22 protein-coding genes are annotated in these 22,663 nt (G+C 64.6%); 14 read left to right on the top strand and 8 right to left on the bottom strand.

Translation table 11 applies throughout. The features are described from left to right. Positions 1 to 24: 24 nt before the first annotated feature. Both GSQ90_RS11750 and GSQ90_RS11745 read right to left on the bottom strand, forming a co-directional pair. On the bottom strand, positions 25 to 999 hold the full coding sequence (locus GSQ90_RS11750; protein WP_158815033.1) for a substrate-binding domain-containing protein: 975 nt from the start codon (positions 997 to 999) through the stop codon (positions 25 to 27). A gap of 259 nt (positions 1,000 to 1,258) precedes the next feature. After that, entirely contained in the window at positions 1,259 to 2,284 is a 1,026-nt protein-coding gene (locus tag GSQ90_RS11745) for a LacI family DNA-binding transcriptional regulator (protein ID WP_158815032.1), read from the bottom strand. 131 nt (positions 2,285 to 2,415) lie between these two features. Here GSQ90_RS11745 and GSQ90_RS11740 point away from each other — a divergent pair, with 131 nt between their 5' ends. Then, entirely contained in the window at positions 2,416 to 3,615 is a 1,200-nt protein-coding gene (locus GSQ90_RS11740) for a serine hydrolase (protein ID WP_158815031.1), read from the top strand. 17 nt (positions 3,616 to 3,632) lie between these two features. On the opposite strand, the gene GSQ90_RS11735 is transcribed toward GSQ90_RS11740, so the two are convergent. Both GSQ90_RS11735 and GSQ90_RS11730 read right to left on the bottom strand, forming a co-directional pair. Next, positions 3,633 to 3,980 carry an ArsC family reductase gene (locus tag GSQ90_RS11735; RefSeq protein WP_158815030.1) on the bottom strand — a complete coding sequence of 116 codons (348 nt, stop codon included), beginning with the start codon at positions 3,978 to 3,980 and terminating at the stop codon, positions 3,633 to 3,635. Positions 3,981 to 4,073: 93 nt separating this feature from the next. Continuing rightward, positions 4,074 to 4,715, bottom strand: coding sequence for a glutathione S-transferase N-terminal domain-containing protein (locus GSQ90_RS11730; RefSeq protein ID WP_158815029.1), 642 nt, complete (start codon positions 4,713 to 4,715; stop codon positions 4,074 to 4,076). 70 nt (positions 4,716 to 4,785) lie between these two features. Here GSQ90_RS11730 and GSQ90_RS11725 point away from each other — a divergent pair, with 70 nt between their 5' ends. Next, on the top strand, positions 4,786 to 5,433 hold the full coding sequence (locus GSQ90_RS11725) for a TetR/AcrR family transcriptional regulator (RefSeq protein ID WP_158815028.1): 648 nt from the start codon (positions 4,786 to 4,788) through the stop codon (positions 5,431 to 5,433). Here GSQ90_RS11725 and GSQ90_RS11720 read toward each other — a convergent pair. Further along, positions 5,368 to 6,006 carry a uracil-DNA glycosylase family protein gene (locus tag GSQ90_RS11720; protein ID WP_158815027.1) on the bottom strand — a complete coding sequence of 213 codons (639 nt, stop codon included), beginning with the start codon at positions 6,004 to 6,006 and terminating at the stop codon, positions 5,368 to 5,370. The two genes, GSQ90_RS11725 and GSQ90_RS11720, sit on opposite strands and share 66 nt — an antisense overlap. Before the next feature lie 218 nt (positions 6,007 to 6,224). On the opposite strand from GSQ90_RS11720, the gene GSQ90_RS11715 reads away from it, so the two are divergent. Genes GSQ90_RS11715 through GSQ90_RS11700 form a run of 4 tightly spaced genes read left to right on the top strand, consistent with a single transcriptional unit; the run spans position 6,225 to position 8,919 of the window. Further along, complete coding sequence (locus tag GSQ90_RS11715; RefSeq protein WP_158815026.1) at positions 6,225 to 6,668, top strand: MarR family winged helix-turn-helix transcriptional regulator; 444 nt, start codon at positions 6,225 to 6,227, stop codon at positions 6,666 to 6,668. 54 nt (positions 6,669 to 6,722) lie between these two features. After that, the gene (locus GSQ90_RS11710) at positions 6,723 to 7,286 is read left to right on the top strand and encodes an isochorismatase family protein (RefSeq protein WP_158815025.1); all 564 of its coding nucleotides are present in this window, start codon (positions 6,723 to 6,725) and stop codon (positions 7,284 to 7,286) included. Between the two features lie 2 nt (positions 7,287 to 7,288). Next, positions 7,289 to 7,618 carry a hypothetical protein gene (locus GSQ90_RS11705; RefSeq protein WP_158815024.1) on the top strand — a complete coding sequence of 110 codons (330 nt, stop codon included), beginning with the start codon at positions 7,289 to 7,291 and terminating at the stop codon, positions 7,616 to 7,618. Further along, on the top strand, positions 7,615 to 8,919 hold the full coding sequence (locus GSQ90_RS11700; RefSeq protein ID WP_246731548.1) for an MFS transporter: 1,305 nt from the start codon (positions 7,615 to 7,617) through the stop codon (positions 8,917 to 8,919). Before GSQ90_RS11705 ends, GSQ90_RS11700 begins: the two co-directional genes overlap by 4 nt. 32 nt (positions 8,920 to 8,951) lie before the next feature. Here GSQ90_RS11700 and msrA read toward each other — a convergent pair whose 3' ends face one another. Next, entirely contained in the window at positions 8,952 to 9,473 is a 522-nt protein-coding gene (msrA, locus tag GSQ90_RS11695) for a peptide-methionine (S)-S-oxide reductase MsrA (protein ID WP_158815023.1), read from the bottom strand. Between the two features lie 335 nt (positions 9,474 to 9,808). Then, complete coding sequence (locus GSQ90_RS11690) at positions 9,809 to 10,714, bottom strand: LysR family transcriptional regulator (RefSeq protein WP_158815022.1); 906 nt, start codon at positions 10,712 to 10,714, stop codon at positions 9,809 to 9,811. A gap of 128 nt (positions 10,715 to 10,842) precedes the next feature. Between GSQ90_RS11690 and GSQ90_RS11685 the strand changes: the two genes are divergently transcribed. The 3 genes from GSQ90_RS11685 (at position 10,843) to GSQ90_RS11675 (ending at position 14,310) form a co-directional block, all read left to right on the top strand. Next, positions 10,843 to 12,198: an amidohydrolase family protein gene (locus tag GSQ90_RS11685; RefSeq protein ID WP_158815021.1), complete on the top strand. Its 1,356-nt coding sequence runs from the start codon at positions 10,843 to 10,845 to the stop codon at positions 12,196 to 12,198. Between the two features lie 65 nt (positions 12,199 to 12,263). After that, positions 12,264 to 13,463, top strand: a complete 1,200-nt coding sequence (locus GSQ90_RS11680) for an arabinose transporter (protein ID WP_158815020.1) — start codon at positions 12,264 to 12,266, stop codon at positions 13,461 to 13,463. Between the two features lie 79 nt (positions 13,464 to 13,542). Then, positions 13,543 to 14,310, top strand: a complete 768-nt coding sequence (locus GSQ90_RS11675; protein WP_158815019.1) for an SDR family NAD(P)-dependent oxidoreductase — start codon at positions 13,543 to 13,545, stop codon at positions 14,308 to 14,310. A gap of 42 nt (positions 14,311 to 14,352) precedes the next feature. Here GSQ90_RS11675 and GSQ90_RS11670 read toward each other — a convergent pair whose 3' ends face one another. Continuing rightward, on the bottom strand, positions 14,353 to 14,904 hold the full coding sequence (locus GSQ90_RS11670; protein WP_246731547.1) for a 2'-5' RNA ligase family protein: 552 nt from the start codon (positions 14,902 to 14,904) through the stop codon (positions 14,353 to 14,355). A gap of 303 nt (positions 14,905 to 15,207) precedes the next feature. On the opposite strand from GSQ90_RS11670, the gene GSQ90_RS11665 reads away from it, so the two are divergent. From GSQ90_RS11665 to GSQ90_RS11645, 5 genes are read left to right on the top strand one after another with little or no spacing between them, the layout of a single operon-like run. Continuing rightward, a complete protein-coding gene (locus GSQ90_RS11665; protein WP_158815017.1) occupies positions 15,208 to 16,572 on the top strand; it encodes an SWIM zinc finger family protein in 1,365 nt (454 codons plus the stop codon). Further along, the gene (locus GSQ90_RS11660) at positions 16,565 to 17,992 is read left to right on the top strand and encodes a DUF5691 domain-containing protein (RefSeq protein WP_158815016.1); all 1,428 of its coding nucleotides are present in this window, start codon (positions 16,565 to 16,567) and stop codon (positions 17,990 to 17,992) included. Before GSQ90_RS11665 ends, GSQ90_RS11660 begins: the two co-directional genes overlap by 8 nt. Positions 17,993 to 17,997: 5 nt before the next feature. Continuing rightward, the gene (locus GSQ90_RS11655) at positions 17,998 to 19,068 is read left to right on the top strand and encodes an AAA family ATPase (RefSeq protein ID WP_256366597.1); all 1,071 of its coding nucleotides are present in this window, start codon (positions 17,998 to 18,000) and stop codon (positions 19,066 to 19,068) included. Continuing rightward, positions 19,065 to 21,326 carry a DUF5682 family protein gene (locus tag GSQ90_RS11650; RefSeq protein WP_246731546.1) on the top strand — a complete coding sequence of 754 codons (2,262 nt, stop codon included), beginning with the start codon at positions 19,065 to 19,067 and terminating at the stop codon, positions 21,324 to 21,326. The genes GSQ90_RS11655 and GSQ90_RS11650 overlap by 4 nt, the downstream gene beginning before the upstream one ends. Continuing rightward, positions 21,319 to 22,473, top strand: coding sequence for a VWA domain-containing protein (locus GSQ90_RS11645; protein ID WP_158815014.1), 1,155 nt, complete (start codon positions 21,319 to 21,321; stop codon positions 22,471 to 22,473). The genes GSQ90_RS11650 and GSQ90_RS11645 overlap by 8 nt, the downstream gene beginning before the upstream one ends. Positions 22,474 to 22,663 lie beyond the last annotated feature (190 nt).

Genomic DNA, 22,663 nt, shown 5'->3' with positions numbered 1-22,663 from the left:
CCGCCGGGCTCTCTGCAAAAACCCTCATTCCGTGCCGCGGTAGCCCGGAAATTCCTTATTGAGGTCGATGATGCGCTGGGCGTCCTTCTGGAAGACAAAATGCGGGCCCGCAAACAAAGGTTCGGCGGGAACCATGTCGAACTTGGCTTTCTGATAGGCGATCGTCAATGCGAAATAGCCGTCGAGATAGCCCTGCAAATCAACGTCGAACAGGACTTTGCCGTCGCGCACTTCCTCGAGAACCTTGCGGGCCAGGGTCAGGCCGCCGATCTTGACCTTGCCCTCCCTGCCCGCTTCCTGGACGGCGCGCACGGACACATCGACCTGCGTTGGGCCCAGCGCATAAATGCCGTCGATCGCGGTATCCGCCTGCAGCGCGCCCTTGATGGCTTGCAGATTGACCTGTTGGTTTTGCGTGTCTTGCAGCGGAATCGTCAGATCCTTGCTGTCGCTCCCGCCCGCTTTCATCGCCTCGCCATAACCGGCGCACATCGATTCCAGCGCGGGATTGCCCGGCACCTGATTGACGCACAGCCCATGTTTGACGCCGGCCTTCGCCTCGATTTCGCCGGCCTTGACGCCCACTTCATGCGGATCGTAGCCGACATAGGTCAGGCCGCCGACTTCGCGCCATTGGGCGAAGCCGCCGTCCATGATGATGACGGGAATGCCGGCGTCCGCCGCCTTCTTGATTTGGGGACCCATCGAATCGGGGAAAAAGTTCGACACGACCAGCACGTCAGGCTGACGGGCCGCCGCTTGTTGAACCAGGCGGGTCAGATCGGCTTGCACATTGTTGAAGTCCTGGATCGTCGAATATTGATATTCGATGCCAAGCGCTTTGGCGGCGTCATCGGCGCCCTTTTTCAACGGACCGAAAAACGGCTCGATGAGCGGGCCCGACACCATGATGATGACGGGATCCTTGGCTTGCGCAGGCCCGCCCAACCCCGCCGCGGCGATAGCCGCCAGCGCGCTTGCAACGACAAGTTTTTTCATTTTTCCCTCCCCTGTTTCCCGACCGGACGCGGCCTGGAAAGCGCCGTCACGCGTTTCGTCGATCGCCTCATCGACGATATCGAAAATATGTTGACGTCAACAATATTGCTCAGATGCTCGCCTGTCAACGACCATCGGCGGCCGCGCGCAGCGAATAAGGCCTGCCTCGGGACTCCGAATTCCATCGAGCCAAAACGGCCTTCAGCGTTGGCTCATCGGGCGCGCCCGACATGATTCGTCGTTCGACGCCCCTTCCCCTTCACGCAAGACCGCGCGGGCGATCGCAGGACTGGCGCAAGATGACCTCGGAGCGTACGGTCGCCGATTGTGCGGGCTGCGAGGGATCGGCGAGCCGGGCGAGCAGCATGGTGGCGGCATGCGTCCCCACCTGCTGCATATCTCTCCAGATCACCGTGAGCGGCGGATCGACGACGCTGGAGATGAAGCCCTCGTCCGATCCGACGAGGGAAATGTCATGGGGAACGCGCAATCCCATTTCTTTGATCGCCCGCAAGGCGCCGAATGTGAGTTGATCGGCCGCGACGATAAGAGCCGTCGGCGGCCGCGGCCCCTTCAACAATTCCAGCGCCGCCTGATAGCCGTTCGAGCCTATCTGATGGCGTAGCCGTATCAGGGAGGGATCGGACTCCAGCCCCATTTCCTCAAGCGCATCGTGAAACGCCTGATGACGCAACCGGCCCGGCCGCGCCTTCAAAGGACAGGTCATCAGGGCGATCCGCTGGTGGCCAAGCTTGGCCAGATAATGAACGACATCGCGAATGCAGCTTCGATCCTCGGAATAGACGGTGTCGATCGGGAAAGGGAGGTCGCGATCCAGGATGATGATCGGCACGCGCGACTTCTGGATCAATTCGTGAATCGAAGTCTGCGTCTCGTCCGTAATGACGGCGATCACGCCATCGACCGTGTTTTGCTGCGAAGAGGAAAAGAACTGCCCCTCGCGCTCGGGCGAAAAGCCGGTGCTGCCCAAAACCATCCGATATCCCTGTTTGGCCAGCAGAGCCTCCGCGGTCTGGGCGACGATGGAATGGGCGGTATTGGCAAGGTCGGGCAGAATGAATCCAATGCTCTGGGTGGATTTCGTGCGCATGCTCTTGGCGGCTGCGTTGGGCTGGTAGCCAAGCTCCGCAATGGCCGCCTCGACCCTTTTTCGCGTTTTCGCGCTGACATAGCCATTGCCCGTGACAACGCGCGACACGGTCATGTTGGAAACGTTGGCGCGGCGGGCGACATCGTTGATGGTCGGCTGTCCAAAGCTGCTCATTGTCTTCCCGCGCTATGCCGGCATCCGCGCGGGGTCGTGACGCGACGGGTTTCGACAATATATTGACGTCAACATACTAGAATCGATATTCTGCCCCGGCAAGGCGACCCCGCCTCGCCGGGAGGAACGACATGCCGAAAGAAGCAGCGATCGAGGGTTTTGTCGCGCCCGGATTTGAGCGCGTCGCTGAAGCGTTCGGCCAAAACTTCAAAATCGGCGAAGAACTTGGCGCGGCTTTCGCCGCTGTGCAAGACGGCGTTCTGGTCGTCGACATCTGGGGCGGCGTCGCGGACCGCGCGACCAGCAGACCCTGGACCAGGGACACGCTGCAACTGGTCTTTTCCGGATCAAAAGGCGTGCTTGCGACGATGATCTTGATGCTCATCGATCGCGGCCTCATCGACATCGACGTGCCGGTGTCGCGCTATTGGCCGGAATTCGGCAAGGATGCAATCCTCGTTCGTCACATCGTCTCCCATACCGCGAGATTGCCCGGCAATGACGCACCCCTCAGCCTTGCCGATCTGACCGACGATCGCGGCATGGCCCTAAGGCTCGCCAGGCAATCGCCCAGCATCGATCCGCGCGCCGCCCATTGCTATCACGCGCTCAATTTCAGTTGGCTTTGCGGCGAACTGGTTCGCCGCGTATCCGGCCAATCGGCGGGTCAGTTTCTCGCCCAAGAGATCGCAGGCCCTCTTTCGCTCGAACTCTGGATGGGGTTGCCCGAGGCGCGGGAGAAACGGGCGTCGACGCTTTATCTCGCGCCGGACTGGGGAATGGCCCCCTTTCTCGACCCGACCCTCTGGGCGCGCGATTCGCTGATCGAGTCGATCTGGGGCAATCCGCCGCTGTGGGGCGATCCGGTCAACTGGACGCCCGGGACTTTTCCCTGGAACACGCGCGCGTTCCACCGCGCGGAGATCGCCGGGGCCGGGGCGATCGGCACGGCGCGCGCGATCGCAACCCTCTATGGCGTTTTGGCTCAAGGCGGCGCGCCGCTGCTATCGCGAGAGACGCTTGCCCTGGGCCGTCGCACGGTCGCCGACGGGCTCGATGAAGTGCATGGCGCCCGGCTGCGCACCGGAATCGGCTTTCAATTGCAAACGGAATTGCGGCTTCTGGGGCCGCCGGAGGACGCCTTCGGCCATAATGGGGCGGGCGGCTCCAGCCACGGGGCCTGGCCCGAACATCGCATCGGCTTTTCCTATGCAATGAATCTGATGCGCGACCCGTCCAGCGACGATCAGCGCGCTCTGCGCGTGCTCACAGCTCTGCATAAGGCGGTGAAGGCGCGCGACCGCCATCCGAGGGCGGCGAAGAGCGCTTGATGAGAGGCGCCGGAGTCTCAGGAGATCGCGGCCTCGTAGATGTCTGGCTTGAAGCCGACAAGGAACTTCCCACCCAAATCGAGCACAGGCCGCTTGATCATCGAAGGTTGGTCGAGCATCAGCGCGATCGCCTTCTTCAGTGTCAGCGCCTCGCGCGCCGCTTCCGGCAGCGCTCGAAAGGTCGTACCGGATCGATTGAGCAGCGTCTCCCAGCCTACCGTCTTCGCCCAACCCTCTAGCCGCGCCCGATCGATCCCTTCCGTCTTATAGTCGTGAAAGACATATTTCACGCCGTGCTGATCGAGCCACAGTCGCGCTTTCTTCATCGTATCGCAGTTTTTGATGCCGTAAATCGTAATGGTCACGCCTGCATTCCCCAGCCAATTTGAATGGCGAGACAGACTCATCTATCAGCGCCGTTGCATCGTTTAGCATAGGAGCGGCGCTCGGCGCCGCCGTCAGGCGGCCTTGTGACGCGCGCGTTCCGCTTGCCACAGGACGACCTCTTCCGCCATCGCTTTGGCGACGCTCGCCCGCTTGCGATGCCGATCAAGATAGTCTGCGACCGCGGGATAAAGGCCCATGTCAATCGAGGGAATGACCTGCGTCCAGTTCAAGACGGTCGCAAGATAGGCGTCGGCGATGGTGAAGCGGTCGAGCAGGAACTCCCTCCCCGTTAGATATGTGTCGAGATAGGCCAGGCGCGACAAATTATTGGCGAGCACATAGGCCTTCATTTCGGCGGGCGTCTTCTTTCCCAGAAGCGGGACGAACAGGCCCTTGTGCAGCTCTGTGCCGATGAAACACAGCCATTGATGCAACCGCGTGCGTTCGATCGCCTCAGTCGGCGCAAGGCCGGACTCCGGGCGCCGATCGGCGACATATTGAAGGATCGCCGCGTTTTCCGTCAGCAATTGGCCGTCGTCCGTCCTCAGCGACGGCACCATGCCGAGCGGATAGATCGCGAGATAATCGGAGCCGTCGCCAACCAGCGTCTTCGTTTTTGGATCCACTTCGAGAAAATTGGCGGCGTCGCCCGATTCATAGAGCGAAATGCGCGTCGCCATCGAGCAGGACAAGGGCGAGAAATAAAGATCCATCGAAATCCTCCACGGATTGTTTTTTATACTGTCTCGCATAAAATACCTTACGTCAAGGATTGTTTGCAATATGGTACAAAAATCCCCCGAGACGAAGCGCAGAGGCCGTCCGCGCTCCTACGAACCCGACATCGCCCTCGCGCGGGCGATGGAGACGTTCTGGAAATCAGGCTATGCGGCGACCACGCTCGACGATCTTAGCGCCGCCACGGGCATGAACCGCCCGAGCCTCTATGCGGCGTTCGGCGACAAGCAAGACATCTATGTCAAAGCCTATCGGAAATATCGCGCGCGAGTGCGAGACGAGTTCGAACCAATCATCGAGGAATCGGGGCCCGTCCGTCTTGTCCTGCGCCGGATTTTCGAGGCGGCCAGCGAACTCTACCTCTCGGGACCCGATGGCCCGCGCGGATGTTTCTCGGTGGTCACCGCCGCGTCGGAGGCGGTCGCCGATCCTCAAATCCGCAAGCTGGTGGTCGAAGCGATCGCCGCGCTCGATGAGACCTTCGCAGCGCTTTTCACCAAGGCGATCGCGCGCGGCGAACTGGCGCCGGACTCGAATCCCTTGGCGCTCGCAAAGGTCGCCACGGCGACGATCCATACCTTAGCGATCCGAGCGCGCATCCATGCGCCGAGGGACGAATTGCAGGCGCTAATCGACGCCGCCGTCTCCATGCTCTGCGGACCGGCCGATCCTCCCGCGCGGCGGCATCGATGAACGCACCGCTTCGCGCAAGGCGGGCAGAACGTCGCTCTCGAACCAGGGGTTGCGCTTCGCCCAGCCGACGCTGCGCCATGAGGGATGCGGCAGCGGAAACAGCGCCGGGCCAAAGGTTCGGAACGCTTGCACCGTCTCGGTGAGCGAAAGGCGCGCCGCGCGCGGCAGGTAATACGCTTGCGCGTAACTGCCGACCAACAGCGTCAGACGGTCGGCGGGAAGCAATTTCAGGATCCGATCATGCCACAGAGGCGCGCATTCGGCGCGTGGCGGCAGGTCGCCGCTCTTGCCCTTTCCCGGATAGCAAAAACCCATCGGCACGAGGGCGATCTTCGCGGGATCATAGAAGTCGCGCTTCGACAATCCGGTCCATTCCCGCAACCGATCTCCGCTTGGATCATCCCATGGTACGCCGCTGGCGTGAACGCGCGTTCCAGGCGCCTGTCCGATAATCAGTATCCGGGCGGTCGCGCTGAACTGGACGACCGGTCGAGGACCGGCCGGCAGATCGGCCGCGCAATGCACGCATGACGCGATCTCAGCGCGGAGGGCGAGCACGGCATCCTTGGTCATAATCCTACCACGCTGCCTCCATCGCGGCGTCCTGGCCGTGGGCCGTCGAAGTCGGCCGCCGACGTTCGCCTAAACCATAGCCGCTTCCAGATGGCACCGAAACGGCTCGCCGCGAAATGCCCGGTCCACAGACTGGAGAACAACCTTCACGACAGCCAGCGTTGAAAATATCAACAGACAAACTTGCAAGTTTAACTGCTAATTCCTATATGGGGGTTATGAGCAATACCCGCGACCCTCTCAATTCCCTGGAAGCCGCCGTCACTGAGCTTTCGCTGGCGATTGGACAGCTCCTGCGCCGACTGCGCATGGAAGCGAACCCGAGCGAACTATCCTGGTCGCAGGTCGCGACGCTCGCCCGGCTCGACAAGCTCGGCTGGATGACGACGGCGGACCTCGCCCGCGCCGAATCGGTGAAGCCGCAATCCATGGGCGCCACGCTCGCCGATCTGGAGCAGGAGGGATTGGTCCAGCGCCGGCCTCATCCGACCGATGGGCGGCAAGTCCTGTTCGGCCTCACCGACGAAGGCGTCGAAGCGCGGCGAAAGCGCAGCGTCGCCAAGCGGGAATGGCTCCTCGCCGCGATGGCCAAGCTCGACCCGGCCGAACAGCAAACCCTCATCGCCGCCGTCGCACTGATCAAGCGCCTGGGCGATTCATGAACATCGCGCCGCGCGCCGAAGCGCGGCGATCCCAATCAACAGAAAGAAAACGCCATGGCGCTGACCAAGCTTGACCCGAAGACGGCCCTCGTCGTCATCGATCTGCAAAAAGGGATCGTCGCCTATCCGACCGCGCGTCCCATCGGTGAAATCGTAGAGCAAGCGAGCGCCCTGGCCGACGCTTTCCGCAGCCATGGCCTGCCTGTTGTGCTTGTCGTCGCCGCCGGTCGCGCTCCGGGGCGGACCGAGCAGGTTCGCAACTTTGGCGAGATTCCCCCCGGCTTCACCGATCTTTTCCCCGAACTGAATCAGCAGCCGCAAGACCACACGGTGACAAAGCGGACGCCGGGGGCATTCACGAACACGGACCTCGAGACGCATCTCAAGAAGTTAGGCGTCACGCAGATCGTCCTCGCCGGCGTCGCCACCAGCAACGGCGTCGAGGCGACCGCGCGCCACGCCTATGAACTCGGGTTCAACGTCACTCTCGCCGTCGACGCGATGACCGACACAAACGCCGATGCTCACACCAACAGCATCACAAGGATTTTCCCGAAGCTGGGTGAAACTGGCGCGACGCAAGAGATCATCGACCTCCTCAAGAAAAGGAACGTTTGACTATGGAATGGCTCCACGACATCTCCTACTTCTTCGGCGGCGCGTTCCTCGGAAACGCTGTCCCCCATCTTGTGAGCGGCATGATGGGGCGCCCCTTTCAAAGCCCGTTCGCGAAACCGCCCGGCGAGGGCTTTTCTTCTTCGACGGTCAATGTGCTCTGGGGGTTTTTCAACCTTGCCGTCGGCTATGTTCTCGTCTGCCGCGTCGGGGACTTTGATTTGCGGTCCGCGGAACATATCGCCGTTTTGGGATTGGGCGTTCTTCTCCTAGGACTGTTGACGGCGCGCCGGTTCGGAAAGTTCAACGGCGGCAATTCTCCCGAGGCCTCGTGAGCGGTCCGGTGAAAGGCGCTTTCCGCTCGCTCGGCAATCCGAACTACCGGATTTGGGCGGGCGGCGCGCTCGTCTCCAATGTCGGAACCTGGGTGCAGCGCACCGCCCAGGATTGGCTGGTGCTGACCCAGCTCACGCAACATAACGCGACCGCCGTCGGCATCGTGATGGGACTGCAATTCGGGCCGCAGCTCCTTCTCCTGCCCTGGACCGGGTTTGCCGCCGATCATTTCGACCGCCGCAAGCTGTTGATCGCCACGCAAGCCACGATGGGCGCACTGGCTCTGGGACTGGGCCTCCTCACTGTCACCGGGCACGTCCAATTGTGGCATGTCTATGTGTTCGCCTTTCTGCATGGCAGCGCCGCGGCGTTCGACGCTCCGGCGCGTCAAACGTTCGTCTCGGAGCTTGTTGGGGAAAACGATCTGTCGAATGCGGTGGCGCTGAATTCGACCTCGTTCAACGCGGCGCGGATGGTCGGTCCCGCGATCGCGGGAATCCTGATCGCCTCAACCGGCACGGGATGGGCGTTTCTCATCAACGGGGCCTCGTTCATGGCGGTGCTGGGTTCTCTTAGCCTGCTGCGCGTCGATGATCTCCACCGGAGCCGCCGGGCCGTCCGTACGCCAGGGAGCCTCTTGGAAGGCTTTCGCTATGTCTGGAAGCGTCCGGATCTGCGCGCCATCGTCTTCATGCTGTTCTTGATCGGCACGTTTGGATTGAACTTCCCGATCTTCATCTCGACCATGTCGGTCACCGTCTTTCACGCGGGGGCGAGCCAATATGGATTGCTGACGTCGATCATGGCGGTCGGAACGGTCGCCGGCGCCCTGCTCGCCGCCGGGCGGGAAAAGCCGCGATTCACGCTTTTGCTGGGCGGCGCCGCGTTCTTCGGCTTTGGTCTGGCGCTCGCCGCCGTCATGCCCAATTACGCGCTCTTCGGCGCCGCTCTCGTCATCATCGGCATATCGGCTTTGACCTTCACCAACGCCACCAACAGCTTGATGCAACTATCCACCGAGCCCGTCATGCGCGGGCGCGTGATGGCGATCCGTCTCGCGATAGCCTTGGGTTGCACGCCCATCGGCGCGCCGATTGTCGGCTGGGTCGCCGATACGTTCGGCCCGCGCTGGGCGCTCGGAATCGGCGCCGCCGGCGGTTTCGCTGCTGCGATCGTCGCGATCCAATATCTCGCGAGATATCGCGGCCTGCGCATGCGCGCCGACGCCGGGCGCTTGCGGTTCAGCATCGACGAAGGCGAGCTTATGGCCGGTTCGCAGCAAGCCCCGACGGCGCGCTGAACGCGTCGGAGCCCCTCGTCGACATCAAGCCTTCACGCTTGCTTGCGGACGGCGCTTTCGCGAACCGGCAGCGTCCAATTCGGCCGGACGAAATGGCAGGTATAGCCGTTGGGATAGCGTTCGAGATAATCCTGATGCTCGGGCTCGGCCTCCCAGAAGTCGCCGACGGGCGCAAGCTCGGTCACGACCTTGCCCGGCCACAAACCTGAGGCATTGACGTCGGCGATCGTGTCTTCGGCGACCCGCTTCTGTTCGTCGTTGGCGTAGAAGATCGCGGATCGGTAGCTCAGCCCTACATCGTTACCCTGGCGGTTGCGTGTCGTCGGGTCGTGAATTTGAAAAAAGAACTCGAGAATCTTCCGGAAGCTGATCCTGGAAGGATCGAAAATGATCTCGATGGCTTCCGCGTGCGTTCCATGGTTGCGGTAGGTGGCGTTGCGCACATCGCCGCCGGAATAGCCGACGCGCGTCGAGATGACGCCGGCATAGCGACGGATAAGGTCCTGCATGCCCCAAAAACAACCGCCGGCAAGCACTGCGCGTTCTTCGGTCATTGGATATTCTCCACTTGATTGAGGCCGGCCCCCGCCCTCTTCCCGCTCGCTGATGACGGGCAGTTTTAGCGTGCTGATATAGGAACCCAATTCTCCCAGTCGAGGTCGAAAAGCCATTCGCAACGCCGTCAAAAAATGACGCCGTTGATTTTCAAGGATTTTCACGTCGAAAAAATGGCCGGCCCCACCAGCGCTCGACATCGACCGCGAGATGCGATCGCGCGGAAGCTAGCATGCCCTGCCCCAGTTCACCAAGGCGATCAGGCGACCCCGTTTCGCCGATCGGTCATCGCCCGGCGCTTTACTCACACAGGCCGGCCTATATCGCTGCAGAGCTAAAGCTGTCCGACGATGTCGACGCAGAAATCGGTGAACGCCTGGACTTTCGCCGGCGTATGCCGACGTGACGGATGAAACGCAAAGAGCGGAAAGCGCTCTCCGTGCCAGTCCGGAAAGAGATCGACCAACCGTCCGGCGGCGAGCAAGTCGCGAACGCCCCATCCGATTACCTGGGCGACGCCGCTGCCGGCGATGCACTCATCGAGCATGGTCTTGGGATCGGAGAAGGTCAGCGGGCCGTTGGTGGCGACCCCCAGGACCTCGTCGCCGCGGACGAACTCCCAATCGAAAGGCCGTCCCGTGTGGGGGTCGATAAATTGCAAACAGCGATGGCGGGCCAGGTCTGAAGGAAGCGTTGGCCGACCGTGGCGCTCCAAATAAGTCGGCGAAGCGACTGTCAAGATTGGCGCCTCGATCAGCTTGCGTGAAACGAGCGTCGCAAACCGCGGCTGGCCGAAGCGGATGGCAAGGTCGATCCCCTCCGACACCAGATCGCCGACCTGCTCGCCGGTGACGAACTCGATCGACAGTTCGGGATAGCGTTCGCAGAAGGCCCCGAGCCGACCGGCGAGCACCAACGGCAGGAAGAACGGGTCAATGTCGACCTTAAGCCTCCCGCGTACGGCCGACGCCGCGCCGGACGCGACCGCGGCGGCCTCCTCGATCGCGGAAAGGTGCGGCTTCACCTCCTCGAAGAAACGGCGCCCCTCGTCGGTCAACATGATCGACCGGGTCGTGCGGTCAAGGAGGCGAACCCCCAACCTCGTCTCCAACCGACCGATCGCTCGGCTCACGCCGGAGTCCGTAATCCCGACGAGGCCCGCAGCTTTGACAAAGCTGCCGCCCTCGACGACGGCCGCCAGCACACTCACTCCGGACAAGATCCGCCCATCGAACGACATGATAGCTTCCTGACATTTAGTCATGAAGCATCTGACATAACCGCACTTAATTCAAGCTCACACACCCGCGATATTGGCCCCGGGGCCAAAACTTTTGGTCCAACGCGAACACTTAAGAGGGCTAGATCATGAGCACACGAAGCGCCCCGCGCACGCTTATCCAGGGCGGCGCAATCATCACCATGGATGCCGAGGTTCCGAACCTCGCAACCGGCGACGTCCTGATCGAAGGCGACCGCATCGTCGCAGTCGCCGCCAAAATCCCGGTCGGCGACGCCGAACTCATCGACGCCAGAGATTGCATCGTGCTGCCGGGTCTTGTCGACGCCCACCATCACGCATGGCTGGGCGTGATGCGCCGCTTGATGCCGAACGTCGACGATCTCTTCGCCTACATCCGCGTCGTCGCCGACACGTTGGGTGCCCACTACCGGCCGCTCGACATGTACGCGAGCACTAAGCTGACCGCGGCGGCGTCCCTCGATGCCGGGATCACCACCCTCATCGACGCCTGCCACAGCTCGCGCAGCCCCGAACATACGGACGCGGCGCTGGACGCTCTGGACTCCGCCGGCATCCGCGCGCTGCACATGGTCGGCGCCGCGATGGACAAGAACGCGCCCGCCGCCCATCTGCCGCGGGATCTCGAACGCCTGGCGCGCGCCTGGAACCACGACGGGGGCCGGGTGCAGGTCGGCCTCTTCGGCCAGTTCAAGCTCGACTGGTGGCAGGCCGCGCGGGCGCTCGACATGCGAATCCTGACGGAGTTCATCGGCGATCTCGCCAAGCTCGGCCCGGAATTCGCCGAGAAGGGCGTGCTGGGTTCTCACAACATCTTCAATCATTGCGCGCGCATCCCCGAAGAGACGTGGAAGCTGTTCGCCGACGCCGGCGTCAACATCACGGTCAACCCGCGCTCGGATGCGCTGTTCGGCTTCGACGATGAGAGTTTCGCCTACCAGCAGGCGATCGATCACGGGTTGACCCCGGCGCTCGGCATCGATCTCGACACCGCCTTCGGCAGCGACTTGTTCGGCGAGATGCACGCGCTGTTCGGCCAGCAGCGCTCGGCGATGCGCTACCGCCGCTTCCGCGGCGAAGCGGCCGCGCCCGCGCCGATCTCGGTCGAGGCCGTGCTTCAGGCCGCGACCGTCAACGGCGCGCGGGCCGCGGGCCTGGAGCGCTCGATCGGCGCCCTGACACCGGGTAAGCAGGCCGACATCATCATGGTCGGCGCCGGCGGCGTCGGCGTCTTCCCGGTCAACAACGCCATCGGCGCCATCGTCCAGGCGGTCGAGCGCTCGGACGTCGACACCGTCATGGTCGCCGGCCAGGTCCGCAAACGCGCCGGCAAGCTGGTCGGCGTCGACGTGGCGAAGCTGTCGGCCGAGGTCGCGGCATCGCGGGACTATCTGCTGGAGGCGAGCGGCTACCGGCCGGACCACTTCGGCACATTGGCGACCGCCACCAGCACCGCGGCGTGACATCAGAGCGCCGCCCGCTTGCCGGGCGGCGCCTCACCCCTCAACCGAAATTGACGGAGGTTGCCATGTCGGCGCCCACACTCAAAAGCGTAAGCCGGTCCGATGCCGCGCCGGTTCACCTCGCGCGCCCCGCGCCGAGCGTCATTGCGGCGCTGTTCTGCGGCTATCTCGCCGTCGGCCTCCCGCTCCCGGTCATCCCGCTGTTCCTGCACGACAGGCTCGGCTTCAGCAATCTGATCGTCGGGCTCGCCATCGGCGTCCAATTCCTGGCGACGGTGCTGACGCGCGGCTATGCCGGCCGCGTCACCGACCACCATGGCGGCCGGCGCGCAGCGTTGCAGGGCGCCGTCGTCTGCGCGCTCGGCGGGGCGCTCTATCTCGCCGCCGCCATGCCAGGACTGTCCCCAGCCCTCAGTCTCGCCATCATTGTCGTGGGACGCCTGGCCGCCGGCTTCGGCGAGAGCCAATTCGTCACGGGCTGCGTATCCTGGTCGATCGCCGCGGTCGGCTCGCAGCGCGCCGGCATGTCGATGTCCTGGACCGGAATCGCCATGTTCGCGGCGCTCGCCATCGGCGCGCCGATCGGCATGGCGCTCTACCAGGCCTATGGCCTTCAGGCGGCGATGGTCGCCTGCATTGCAGCGCCGCTGGTCGCAGCGGCCATAGCTTTCGCCGCCGCCTCCTACGTTTCGCCGGCGGGCGAGCGGCTACCCTTCTACCGCGTGATCGGCCAGATCTGGACGGAAGGCGTGGGGCTGATGCTGCAGGGTGTCGGCCTGTCCGGCCTCGCCGCCTTTGCTTCGCTCTATTTCGCAGCGCGCGGCTGGGCTCACGCCGGCCTTGTCATGACCGCATTCGGCGTCGGCTTCATCCTCGTGCGGCTGGCGCTCGGGCATCTGCCCGACAAGATCAGCGGGTATCGGGTCGCCTTCTGGTCGCTCGTCGTCGAAGCCGGCGGTCAGGCGATGCTATGGGAAGCGCCGAACGAGATCGTCGCGCTCGCCGGCGCGCTCGTCACCGGCCTTGGATGCGGCCTCATCTTTCCAGCGCTTGGAGTCGAAGCCCTGAAGCGCGTGCTGCCGGCGAACCGGGGCAGCGCGATGGGCGCCTTCGTCGCCTTCCTCGACATCGCTTACGGCGTTGCCGGTCCGGCGGCGGGTCTCGTCGCCGGATGGTTCGGATACGCGGCCGTCTATTTGCTCGGCGCCGCCTGTGCGCTGCTCGGTGCGGCCATTGTTCTCAGCCGGCGGCGCATCACGACGTGAACCGCTATGCTACGCGCCGGATGGGCCGCGATGCCCGCCGGCGCCGATAACCCAGACCATTCGACGCAGGAGAATTCAAATGACGCGTGTCTTTATTTCGGGCTCGTCTACAGGCCTCGGCTTGATGGCCGGGCGGCTTCTTCTCGAGCAGGGCCATCAAGTCGTCCTCCATGCGCGCAGCGAAACGCGCGCCGACGACGCAAAACGGGCGCTGCCGGGCGCCGAGGCCGTCGTCATCGGCGACCTGGAGACCATCGCCGGCGCGAAGAATGTCGCGGCGCGAGTCAACGCGCTCGGCCGTTTCGATGCGGTCATTCACAACGCCGCCGTCGGTTATCGCGAGCGCCACCGCACCACCGCGGATGGCCTGCCGCATGTTTTCGCGATCAATACGCTCGCCGCCTATATCCTGACCGCGCTGATCGAAAGGCCGAAGCGACTGATCTATCTGAGTTCGGGCATGCACCATCATGCGGACGCCCATCTGGACGACATTCTCTGGCGGGAGCGGCGCTGGGACGGGTCGACGGCCTATGCCGAAAGCAAGCTGCATGACGCCATGCTGGCCTTCGCCATCGCCCGCCGGTGGCCCGATGTGCTCTCGAATGCTCTAGAGCCAGGCTGGGTGCCAACCAAGATGGGCGGCCTAGGCGCGCCCGACGATCTCGATCAGGCCCATCTCACCCAGGCGTGGCTTGCGGCGAGCGACGACGCCGCGGCGCGGACGACTGCCGGCTATTTCTATCACCTCAAGCCGCGCGACCCGAATCCGCAGGCCCGCGACGTCGCTCTCCAGGACCGGCTGATCGATATCTGCGGAAAGATTGCTGGCGTCCAGTTACCATAGCGTGAAGCGGCGATGGCCGCGCGGCCATCGCCGTTCTTGAAATCAATCGCGCAATCGCCAACGCGCGAGCGGCATGTGCACGCCTTCGCCATACACGCTGCGGACGAGGGCGAATTCGCGCACGGTCGACGCGATCGGCGCGCCAAGTGCAGTTTCGGCGACGGGCTTGCGACAATAAGCCAAAGTCACATGCGGCTTGAAACGCGACCGCCCAAGAAACTCGACGCCGGCCATCGCCGCGTGGAGCGAGTTTCGTAAAGCCGTCAGCGCGGCGAGGCCGTCGCCGCAAAGCAGGACCAGCGCAAAACTGTCGCCGTTCTTGAAACTCGCGACGCGGTCAAAAACAACATTGAAAGCAGCCTGATCGATAGACGCTGCGGCCCGCTCAAGGGCCGAAAATGCCTCCGCCGGCAAGAGCGACGCAACGCCGACCGGGACCAATGTGACGTGCAAGATCTCCGCCGGTCGAGGCCGGCCGGATAATTGTGACGGGCCGCATAAAGCGCGCGCCAATTCCGCGCTGCGGGCTGTGGCGGCGACGTCCAAATAAATGGCGAAGAACAGATCGGTCCTTTGCGGGGATTTCCGTTGCATGAATCTCCGTGCGGACTGCAGCCTCGTCGGTTGCAGGTCGAGGTCCAACGACAATTGTTGCGGCTGTTGCGGTGCGCCGGTGAAAGGCATGCTCCCAGCTCCTTCGCGGTGGCGTCGACGCTGCCGCGCTGTCGATCTTCGACAAATCGCCTTGACTCTTTAAGGAACATATCGTGAACTGGCTTTGGGGGCAAGATAATGAGGCGTTGAGAATTTCAAGAACGGATGATGGGAGGCCAGTCGCGTTCCTTGCCGCTCGGCACGCCTACGCCATCGCATCGCAAGAGCTGGGGACCGCTGCCGATGGATATGACTCGCGCCGCGATCGAAGCGATGGCGCCGGACCAAAGCGCTTTGGCCGCCGCATCGGCATTGCTCAAGCCGGCGAAATGGCCGCTGCGCGCGCGTTCGGAACGATTGATCTGGGGCGAATGCCAAGGTTCCGGCGCCAATCCGTATCGCGTCGCCGCTGACCTTGAGGATCGGGGCTCGAAATGCACCTGTCCGTCGCGCAAATTTCCGTGCAAACACGCGCTGGCTTTGATGTGGATGTACGTCGAAGACGGCGCTGCGTTTCAGGCCGGCGATGTCCCCGATTGGGTCAATGATTGGACCCGGCGTCGCCGCAAGGGCGTCGCGCCGCCCGTCGCAGCCGGCGAAGACAAAAGCCTCGAGGCGGCGCATCAGGCGCTCGCCGAAAGCACGCCTGACCCTGACGCCGAGGCGCGCAGAAAAGCAGCCGCTTTGAAGCGCGCCGATGAAACCCACCGATCCGTTTACGCCGCGACCGAGGATCTCGACATCTGGATCGCCGATCAATTGCGCACCGGCCTTGCAGGCTTTCTCGGCGCCCTCGGCGAACGCTGCCGACGCATCGCGGCGCGCCTGGTCGACGCGAAGGCCGGCGCACTGGCGAGCCGCATCGATGAAATGCCCTCGCGTCTGCTCGCCCTGTCCGCGGAAGAGCGGGTCGACGCGGCCATCGCCGAACTCGGCAAGCTCGTCCTCCTCGCGCGCGCGTGGCGCGCGGCCCCGGACGACCCCGAACTGCGCCGCGAAATCGTCAATGCGGAAACGCGCGAGGAAGTGCTCGCCAATCCAAAGGCGCCGCGCGCCATCTCGCTCTGGGAAGTGCTGGGCGAGCGCGTCGTGACGCGCCGCGACGGACTGGTGAGCCAGGCGACCTGGCTGATGAGCCTCGGGCCGTCGGCGCGGCGTTTTGCAGTGCTGCTCGATTTCTTCCCAGCGTCGGCGGGTCGCCGCGGCGGCGCGTTCGTCGCCGGCGAGCGCTTCCATGCGGAGATCGCCTTTTATCCGGCCCGCGCGCCGCTTCGCGCCGTCATCGCCTCGCGCGAGGGCGCCGTCGATGCACTGGACGCCTGGCCGGATCCGCCAACAGATCCCTTCGCCCATTACGCCGAAGACCTCCTGGCGACGCCATGGCGGTCCGAGACGCCGCTGCTGCTGCCGAAAGGTCGAATCTGCGCCGACGCCAGCGGGCGCGCATGGTGGCGGTCCAGCCGCGGCCTATGCGCGCCGCTGCGCGAGCCGCCGCCGTCGCTCGCCCTCGGCGCCTTGATCGACAGCGCGGCGGGCGTTTGGGATGGCGCGCGCCTCGCCCTGATCGCCGCCCGGACGAACTGGGGAAGGCTCGCCTTCGATGGATGATCTCGAATCCTCCCTCGCCCATATCCGCGGCGCCTGGATGGCCGGACGTTCGGCATTCCAACATTGTCCGCCGGAATGGCGCGCCGCCGTCGAGGGCGTCGGCGCTGAATGCGCCCTCGCCGCGCTCGCTGGTCATGCGGGCGCCGTGCTGTTTCGTCCGGCCCCGGCGGCGGCACTGGAACCGCGTCGCCTTCTGCCCGAGCTTGCCCCGCCGACCCTTCCCGAGCCATTGCGGCCCCATCTGCGCCGTTTGATGGCGAAGCAGAAAGGCGGGGCGTCGATCGAGCGCCATTGGATCGACTTCGTCGCGGCGCGCGGTTACGTCCTGCACCCTGCGGATTGGCTGCCCGCGTCGCGCGCCGATTGGGCGCCGGACGGCTATGCGCCTTGGTTCGACTGGGTTCGCGGCGAAGACAAGCCGTTCCCGCCGCCGACATTCGCGCTCGATACCTACGAGCAATGGTCCTGGGCGATGCGGTGCGCCGCGCTCGTCGCATTGCGCACGCGCGATCCCGGCGCAGCGCGCGCGATCATCGCCGCCAAGGCGTCTTCAGAGGTTGCGGAGCGGCGCGCCATGCTGATCGAGATTCTCGATACGGGGCTCTCCGATCAGGACGTCGAATGTCTCGAAGCTCAAGCGGACGACCGGTCCGAACGCGTGCAAGTTTTGGCGCGGCTTTATCTCGCGAGGCTCGGGCGGCGGGTCGATGCGGAGGCGCTTGCGACGGAACTGGCCGATATGCTGGAAGTCCGCAAGAGCGAGGCGCCGGGCGGCCGCGCAAGTTTGGCGATCGACGCCCTGAAGACCCCGGCGCAAAATGCGCGCCGCCGGGACTTGTTCAAGCTCGTGAGCTTGGCGGGTCTTGCCCGCGCGCTTCGCATAACCGAGGAAGAGATCGTCGAGACGGCGCCGGTCGGCGCTCCCGACGGCGTCGAAGCCTTCGTGCAGATGGTCGCGGCGACCGGCTCGGACCGCGCCTGCCGCATGCTGCTCGATCAAATGCTCGACGACGGCGCCTTCCCGCTCGCCCACGCCCGTTCATTAGGGCCTCGGCTCGATGCGGAACAACGACGAGCGCTCCAGCCGCGGATCCTGATGCGCGACGCCGAGATGTTCGAGACGACGTTGACGCTAATGGGCCGCGTTCTGGGCGAGGCGGCGCTGCCAGCTTTGCTCGCCTCGCCCGGATATGCCGCGCTGACGAACGCGGTCGAAGCCGCTCGCGGCGAAGACGAGACGCAACGCCGGCCTGCCGACGCCCTCCTTGAGACGATGCTGAGCCGCATCGCGTTTTTGGCCGACGCGCCGGCCGCCGCGGCCTTGCTGGCGCGCCTGACCGCCGCTGGCCTCCCCGCCGCCGATCCGAGACTCGACCCCTTGCGCTTCAACGCCGCTTTGACAACGGAGGCTACGCCTTGACGGAAATGTTGCGTCTTCCCGCCGAAATAACCTACGCCGCCGAACTCGAAGCTTTGAAGGTCGGCGACGCAGGGCCGAAGCCGAAAGGGTGGGTTTTATCGCCCCGCGCGGCCATGACCTATCTCATGGGCGGCGCGGCTGGGGGCGGCGCGCCGATCAGCGCCAAATATGTCGGCGACAAGCGCCTGATCGAGACGGCGATCGCCACGCTCGCCACCGATCGCGCGCTCCTGCTGCTTGGCATGCCGGGCACAGCGAAATCCTGGGTCTCGGAACATCTTGCCGCCGCTATCAGCGGCGATTCGACGATGATCATTCAAGGCACGGCCGGCACCGATGAAAATCAGATTCGTTACGGCTGGAACTATGCGCAATTGCTCGCTCATGGACCGTCGCGCCAGGCGTTGGTTCCAACGCCTCTGCTCCGCGCCATGGAGAATGGCAAGCTTTGCCGTCTCGAAGAACTGACGCGCATGGGATCGGACGTGCAGGACACGCTCATCACCGTCCTGTCGGAAAAGATGATGCCGATCCCGGAGCTCAACGATTCCGTTTACGCCAGGCGCGGTTTCAATATCATCGCGACGGCCAACAATCGCGACAAGGGCGTGAACGAACTATCCTCGGCCTTAAAGCGCCGCTTCAACGTCGTGGTCCTCCCTTTGCCGGACAACCTCGAGCAGGAGGTCGCGATCGTCGCCAAGCGCGTTGGCGAAATGTCGCAGGGCCTCGAACTGCCCGCGCCCAAAAACGTCGCCGAAGAGATCGCGCGCGTCGTCGCTATATTCCGCGAAATGCGCGGCGGCGCGACCGTTGACGGAAAAATGACGCTGAAGTCGCCTTCCGGATCGCTCTCCGCCGCCGAGGCGATCGGCGTCATGATCGGCGGCCTCAGCCACGCCGCCTTCTTCAACAACGGCGCGCTTTCCGCCGAAGGGATCGCATCCAATATGATCGGCGCGATCATCAAGGACCCCGTGCAGGACAAGGCGGTGCTGGAGGAATATCTCGAGACCGTGCTGAAGAAACGGCCCGACTACGCCGATTACTACCATGCGCTCAGCGATATGATGTGACGCGCGCGATGGGCGTCGAGGTCAGCATTTTCGGCATTCGTCATCATGGTCCCGGCTCGGCGCGCCGCCTGCTGGAGGCGCTCGAAGCCTTGCGGCCTTCGCTCGTGCTCGTCGAGGGGCCGTCCGATGCGTCGGACCTATTGCCGATGCTCGCGGACGCGGCGATGATTCCGCCGGTCGCGCTACTGACCTATGCCGCGGACGATCCGGGCCGCGCCATCTTCTGGCCCTTCGCGACTTTTTCACCCGAATATCAAGCCATATGCTGGGCGGTGCGCCATCGCGTCGGCGTGCGCTTCATCGATATACCCGCGAGCTGGCGGCTCGCGCTGCCTGCGCAAGTGGACGAAACCGAACCCGAACCGAAGGAAGCCGCCTTCACTGGCGAGACGGAGCAGAGCCCGCTCGAACGCGATCCGATTGGCGTTCTCGCGGCGGCCGGCGGCTACGAAGATGGCGAGAGCTGGTGGCGCGACGTGATCGAGGAAAACCCTGCGCCCGCCCCCATATTCGCCGCGATCAGTGAAGCCATGACTGCGCTGCGCGAGGCTTCGTCGCCGGTTCGCGGCCAGGAGGCGATCCGCGAGGCCTATATGCGGTTGGAAATCGCCAAGGCGGCGAAGGAGGCCGAAGGGTCGGTCGCCGTCGTCTGCGGCGCGTGGCACGCGCCGGCGCTGCAGGCGAAGATCGCCGCTACGGCGGACCGCGCGCTCCTCAAGAGCGCGCCAAAGCAAAAGATCGTCGCCACCTGGGCGCCCTGGACCTCGCCGCGCCTGGCGATGGCGAGCGGCTATGGCGCCGGCGTCGCCGCGCCGGGCTGGTGCGCGCATCTTTGGGACGCGCCGCGACAGGAAATCGCTTCGCGATGGCTGGCGCGCATCGCAGCCGCGTTGCGCGCCGAAGGTCATTTCGTCTCCACCGCTTCGCTCATCGAAGCCGAGCGCCTCGCCCAAAGTCTCGCCGCGTTGCGCGGCCGCCCGGCGCCGGGTTTCGAAGAATTGCGCGAAGCGGCGATCGCCTGCCTTTGCTTCGGCGAGACCCTTGTCTGGGCAATCGTGTCGCAACGCTTGCTCGTCGGCGCGGAAGTCGGCGCCATCCCCGACAACGCGCCGCTGGCGCCGCTGCTCGAAGATTTGCAACGCGAACAAAAGCGCGTGCGCCTCAAGCCCGAAGCGCTCGACCGCGAACTCGCGGTGGATCTGCGCAGCGAGAGCGGCGCCGACCGCTCGACGCTTCTGCATCGCCTTGTTCTGCTCGGCGCGCCATGGGGCAAGCTCGCCGAAGCCGGCCGTAGCCGCGGCACGTTCCGCGAGCGCTGGATATTGCGCTGGGAGCCGGAATTCGCCGTCCGCCTCGTCGAGAATCTCATCCACGGCTCGACCATCGCCCAGGCGGCGACCGGACGCATGGCCGCGGCTTTCGACCAGGCGGCCGATCTGAAAGCGCTCGCCGATCTGGCGTTCGCCGCCTTGACCGCGCGCCTTACGCAAGCCGTCGAACGCGGCATTGAGAAGATCGAAAGGCGCGCGGCGCAAACCAGCGACTGCGGCGAGTTGCTTCCCGCTCTGCTCCCGCTCGCCAACACGCTCCGCTACGGCGAGGCGCGCCAATCCGACGCCGATCAGCTCGCCGCTTTATTCGCGCGCATCCTCACGCAGGCCGCGCTCGCCCTGCCCTATGCGGCGCGCGGGCTCGATCAACCCGCCGCGGCGGCGATGCGCCGCATGATGGCGAGCGCCAACGAAGCCGCGACGCTCGCCGAGATCGGCGGCGACGAACTGGCGGCCTGGCGCAATGCGCTTCGCGCACTCACGGAGGATGCGCGCGTCACGCCTGTCATCGCGGGCGCGGCGGCGCGCCTGCTCTATGAAGCCGAAGCGCTGGCGGCGGAGGACGCCGCGACGCTTCTTGGCCTTGCGCTTTCGCCAAGCCGCGCGGCCGCCGACGCCGCGGGCTATTTCGAAGGCTTTTTTGAAGGCGCAGGCGAGCGGCTCATCCATGACAAGCCTTTGCGCGAGGCGGTCGACATTTGGATGCAAAGCCTCGATGAGGCGTTTTTCGTCGAACATCTGCCGTTGTTCCGCCGCGCCTTTTCGAATCTCGACCGCATGCAGCGCCGCCGCCTGCTCGACGCTGTGCTCGGCCGCGCCGGCGCGGGCCTGGCGGGACGCCTGCTTTGCGCAGACGCGGCGGCAATATGGCCGCGGCATTTCGAGCGCCTGACTGAAATTCTTGGCGCGAGGCCGGCCCATGAATGACGATCGCGAGCGACGTTGGCGCCTCGCGCTCGGCGGCGGGGACGATTCTCTGGGCCCCGAGGATCAGCGCCTCTCCGGTGCGCTTACTGCGCTCTATGGCGAGGGCGATAACGATCGGAAGAAACGCGGCGGTCTGGGCGCCTCCGCGCCCAATGTCGCACGCTGGCTCGGCGACATACGCCGATATTTCCCGTCATCCGTGGTGCAGATCGTCCAAAAGGACGCGCTCGAACGGCTCGGGCTGCACCGCATGCTGCTCGAGCCCGAATTCCTCGCCGCCGTTGAAGCCGACGTGAACCTCGTCGCGACGCTCATTTCCCTACGCAATGTCATGCCGGACAAGGCCAAGGCGATGGCGCGCCAGGTCATCGCCAAGGTCGTTGCGGAATTGATGGAGCGGCTTGAACACAGGACCGCCGAGGCGCTTCGCGGCGCCATCGACCGCTCCCGCCGCGCTCACCGCCCGCGTTTCGCCGACATCGATTGGCCGCGCACCATCCGCGCCAATCTCAGGCACTATCAGGCCGATCGCCGTACGATCGTGCCCGAACGCCTCATCGGCTTCATGCGCCGCCAAAAACGGCTCGCCGATCTCGATGAAATCATCCTCTGCGTCGATCAGTCGGGCTCGATGGCGAGTTCGGTCGTCTACGCCTCGATCTTCGCGGCGGTCATGGCGTCGCTGCCGGTCGTCAAGACGCGGCTCGTCTGCTTCGACACCGTCGTCCTTGATCTCACCGACGAGCTCGACGATCCAGTCGAGACGCTGTTTGGCGTCCAGCTCGGCGGCGGCACCGACATCAACCAGGCGGTCGCCTATTGCGCCAGCAAGATCGAACGTCCCGCCAAAGCCCATTTCGTGCTGATCAGCGACCTCTATGAGGGCGGCAAGGCCGACGAGACGCTCGCGCGCTTGAAGAGCCTGATCGGCGCGGGCGTCAGCGTGATCGTGCTGTTGGCCCTCAGCGACGCCGGCCGTCCCGCCTATAATGCCGATCTTTCCGCCCGCATCGCGGCTCTGGGCGCGCCGGTCTTCGCCTGCACGCCCGATCTTTTCCCCGACCTGATGGCGGCCGCGCTGCGCCGCCAAGACCTTCAAGCCTGGGCCGCGCAACACGACATCAAGCTGGTGCGGCCGGCGGAGTAAACCGGGCGCCGACTTCGATGGCCGCGCCAAGACTGCGCCTGACGAGCAGCCGACCGTCTGTCTTACTCCCGATGATGTCTATGCGAACCATGTCGGCCAGACGCTGGAGGTAAGCGCGTTGCCCCCGGAGCAATCGATGTTCAAACGGGACGCGTCCACATTGCATTGATCGCGTGTTCTCTTGTCCCTA

It is taken from the genome of Methylocapsa sp. S129, from assembly GCF_009765995.1.
Taxonomy (GTDB): Bacteria; Pseudomonadota; Alphaproteobacteria; order Rhizobiales; family Beijerinckiaceae; genus Roseiarcus.
The sequence above is the reverse complement of the archived record's forward strand: the minus strand, read 5'-3'. Positions and strand labels throughout refer to the sequence as shown.

Coding starts and splice junctions, on each gene's coding strand:
- GSQ90_RS11750 (WP_158815033.1), bottom strand. CDS start 999: ATGAAAAAACTTGTCGTTGCAAGCGCGCTGGCGGCTATCGCCGCGGCG.
- GSQ90_RS11745 (WP_158815032.1), bottom strand. CDS start 2,284: ATGAGCAGCTTTGGACAGCCGACCATCAACGATGTCGCCCGCCGCGCC.
- GSQ90_RS11740 (WP_158815031.1), top strand. CDS start 2,416: ATGCCGAAAGAAGCAGCGATCGAGGGTTTTGTCGCGCCCGGATTTGAG.
- GSQ90_RS11730 (WP_158815029.1), bottom strand. CDS start 4,715: ATGGATCTTTATTTCTCGCCCTTGTCCTGCTCGATGGCGACGCGCATT.
- GSQ90_RS11725 (WP_158815028.1), top strand. CDS start 4,786: ATGGTACAAAAATCCCCCGAGACGAAGCGCAGAGGCCGTCCGCGCTCC.
- GSQ90_RS11720 (WP_158815027.1), bottom strand. CDS start 6,006: ATGACCAAGGATGCCGTGCTCGCCCTCCGCGCTGAGATCGCGTCATGC.
- GSQ90_RS11715 (WP_158815026.1), top strand. CDS start 6,225: ATGAGCAATACCCGCGACCCTCTCAATTCCCTGGAAGCCGCCGTCACT.
- GSQ90_RS11710 (WP_158815025.1), top strand. CDS start 6,723: ATGGCGCTGACCAAGCTTGACCCGAAGACGGCCCTCGTCGTCATCGAT.
- GSQ90_RS11705 (WP_158815024.1), top strand. CDS start 7,289: ATGGAATGGCTCCACGACATCTCCTACTTCTTCGGCGGCGCGTTCCTC.
- msrA (WP_158815023.1), bottom strand. CDS start 9,473: ATGACCGAAGAACGCGCAGTGCTTGCCGGCGGTTGTTTTTGGGGCATG.
- GSQ90_RS11690 (WP_158815022.1), bottom strand. CDS start 10,714: ATGTCGTTCGATGGGCGGATCTTGTCCGGAGTGAGTGTGCTGGCGGCC.
- GSQ90_RS11685 (WP_158815021.1), top strand. CDS start 10,843: ATGAGCACACGAAGCGCCCCGCGCACGCTTATCCAGGGCGGCGCAATC.
- GSQ90_RS11680 (WP_158815020.1), top strand. CDS start 12,264: ATGTCGGCGCCCACACTCAAAAGCGTAAGCCGGTCCGATGCCGCGCCG.
- GSQ90_RS11675 (WP_158815019.1), top strand. CDS start 13,543: ATGACGCGTGTCTTTATTTCGGGCTCGTCTACAGGCCTCGGCTTGATG.
- GSQ90_RS11670 (WP_246731547.1), bottom strand. CDS start 14,904: ATGCAACGGAAATCCCCGCAAAGGACCGATCTGTTCTTCGCCATTTAT.
- GSQ90_RS11665 (WP_158815017.1), top strand. CDS start 15,208: ATGGATATGACTCGCGCCGCGATCGAAGCGATGGCGCCGGACCAAAGC.
- GSQ90_RS11660 (WP_158815016.1), top strand. CDS start 16,565: ATGGATGATCTCGAATCCTCCCTCGCCCATATCCGCGGCGCCTGGATG.
- GSQ90_RS11655 (WP_256366597.1), top strand. CDS start 17,998: ATGTTGCGTCTTCCCGCCGAAATAACCTACGCCGCCGAACTCGAAGCT.
- GSQ90_RS11645 (WP_158815014.1), top strand. CDS start 21,319: ATGAATGACGATCGCGAGCGACGTTGGCGCCTCGCGCTCGGCGGCGGG.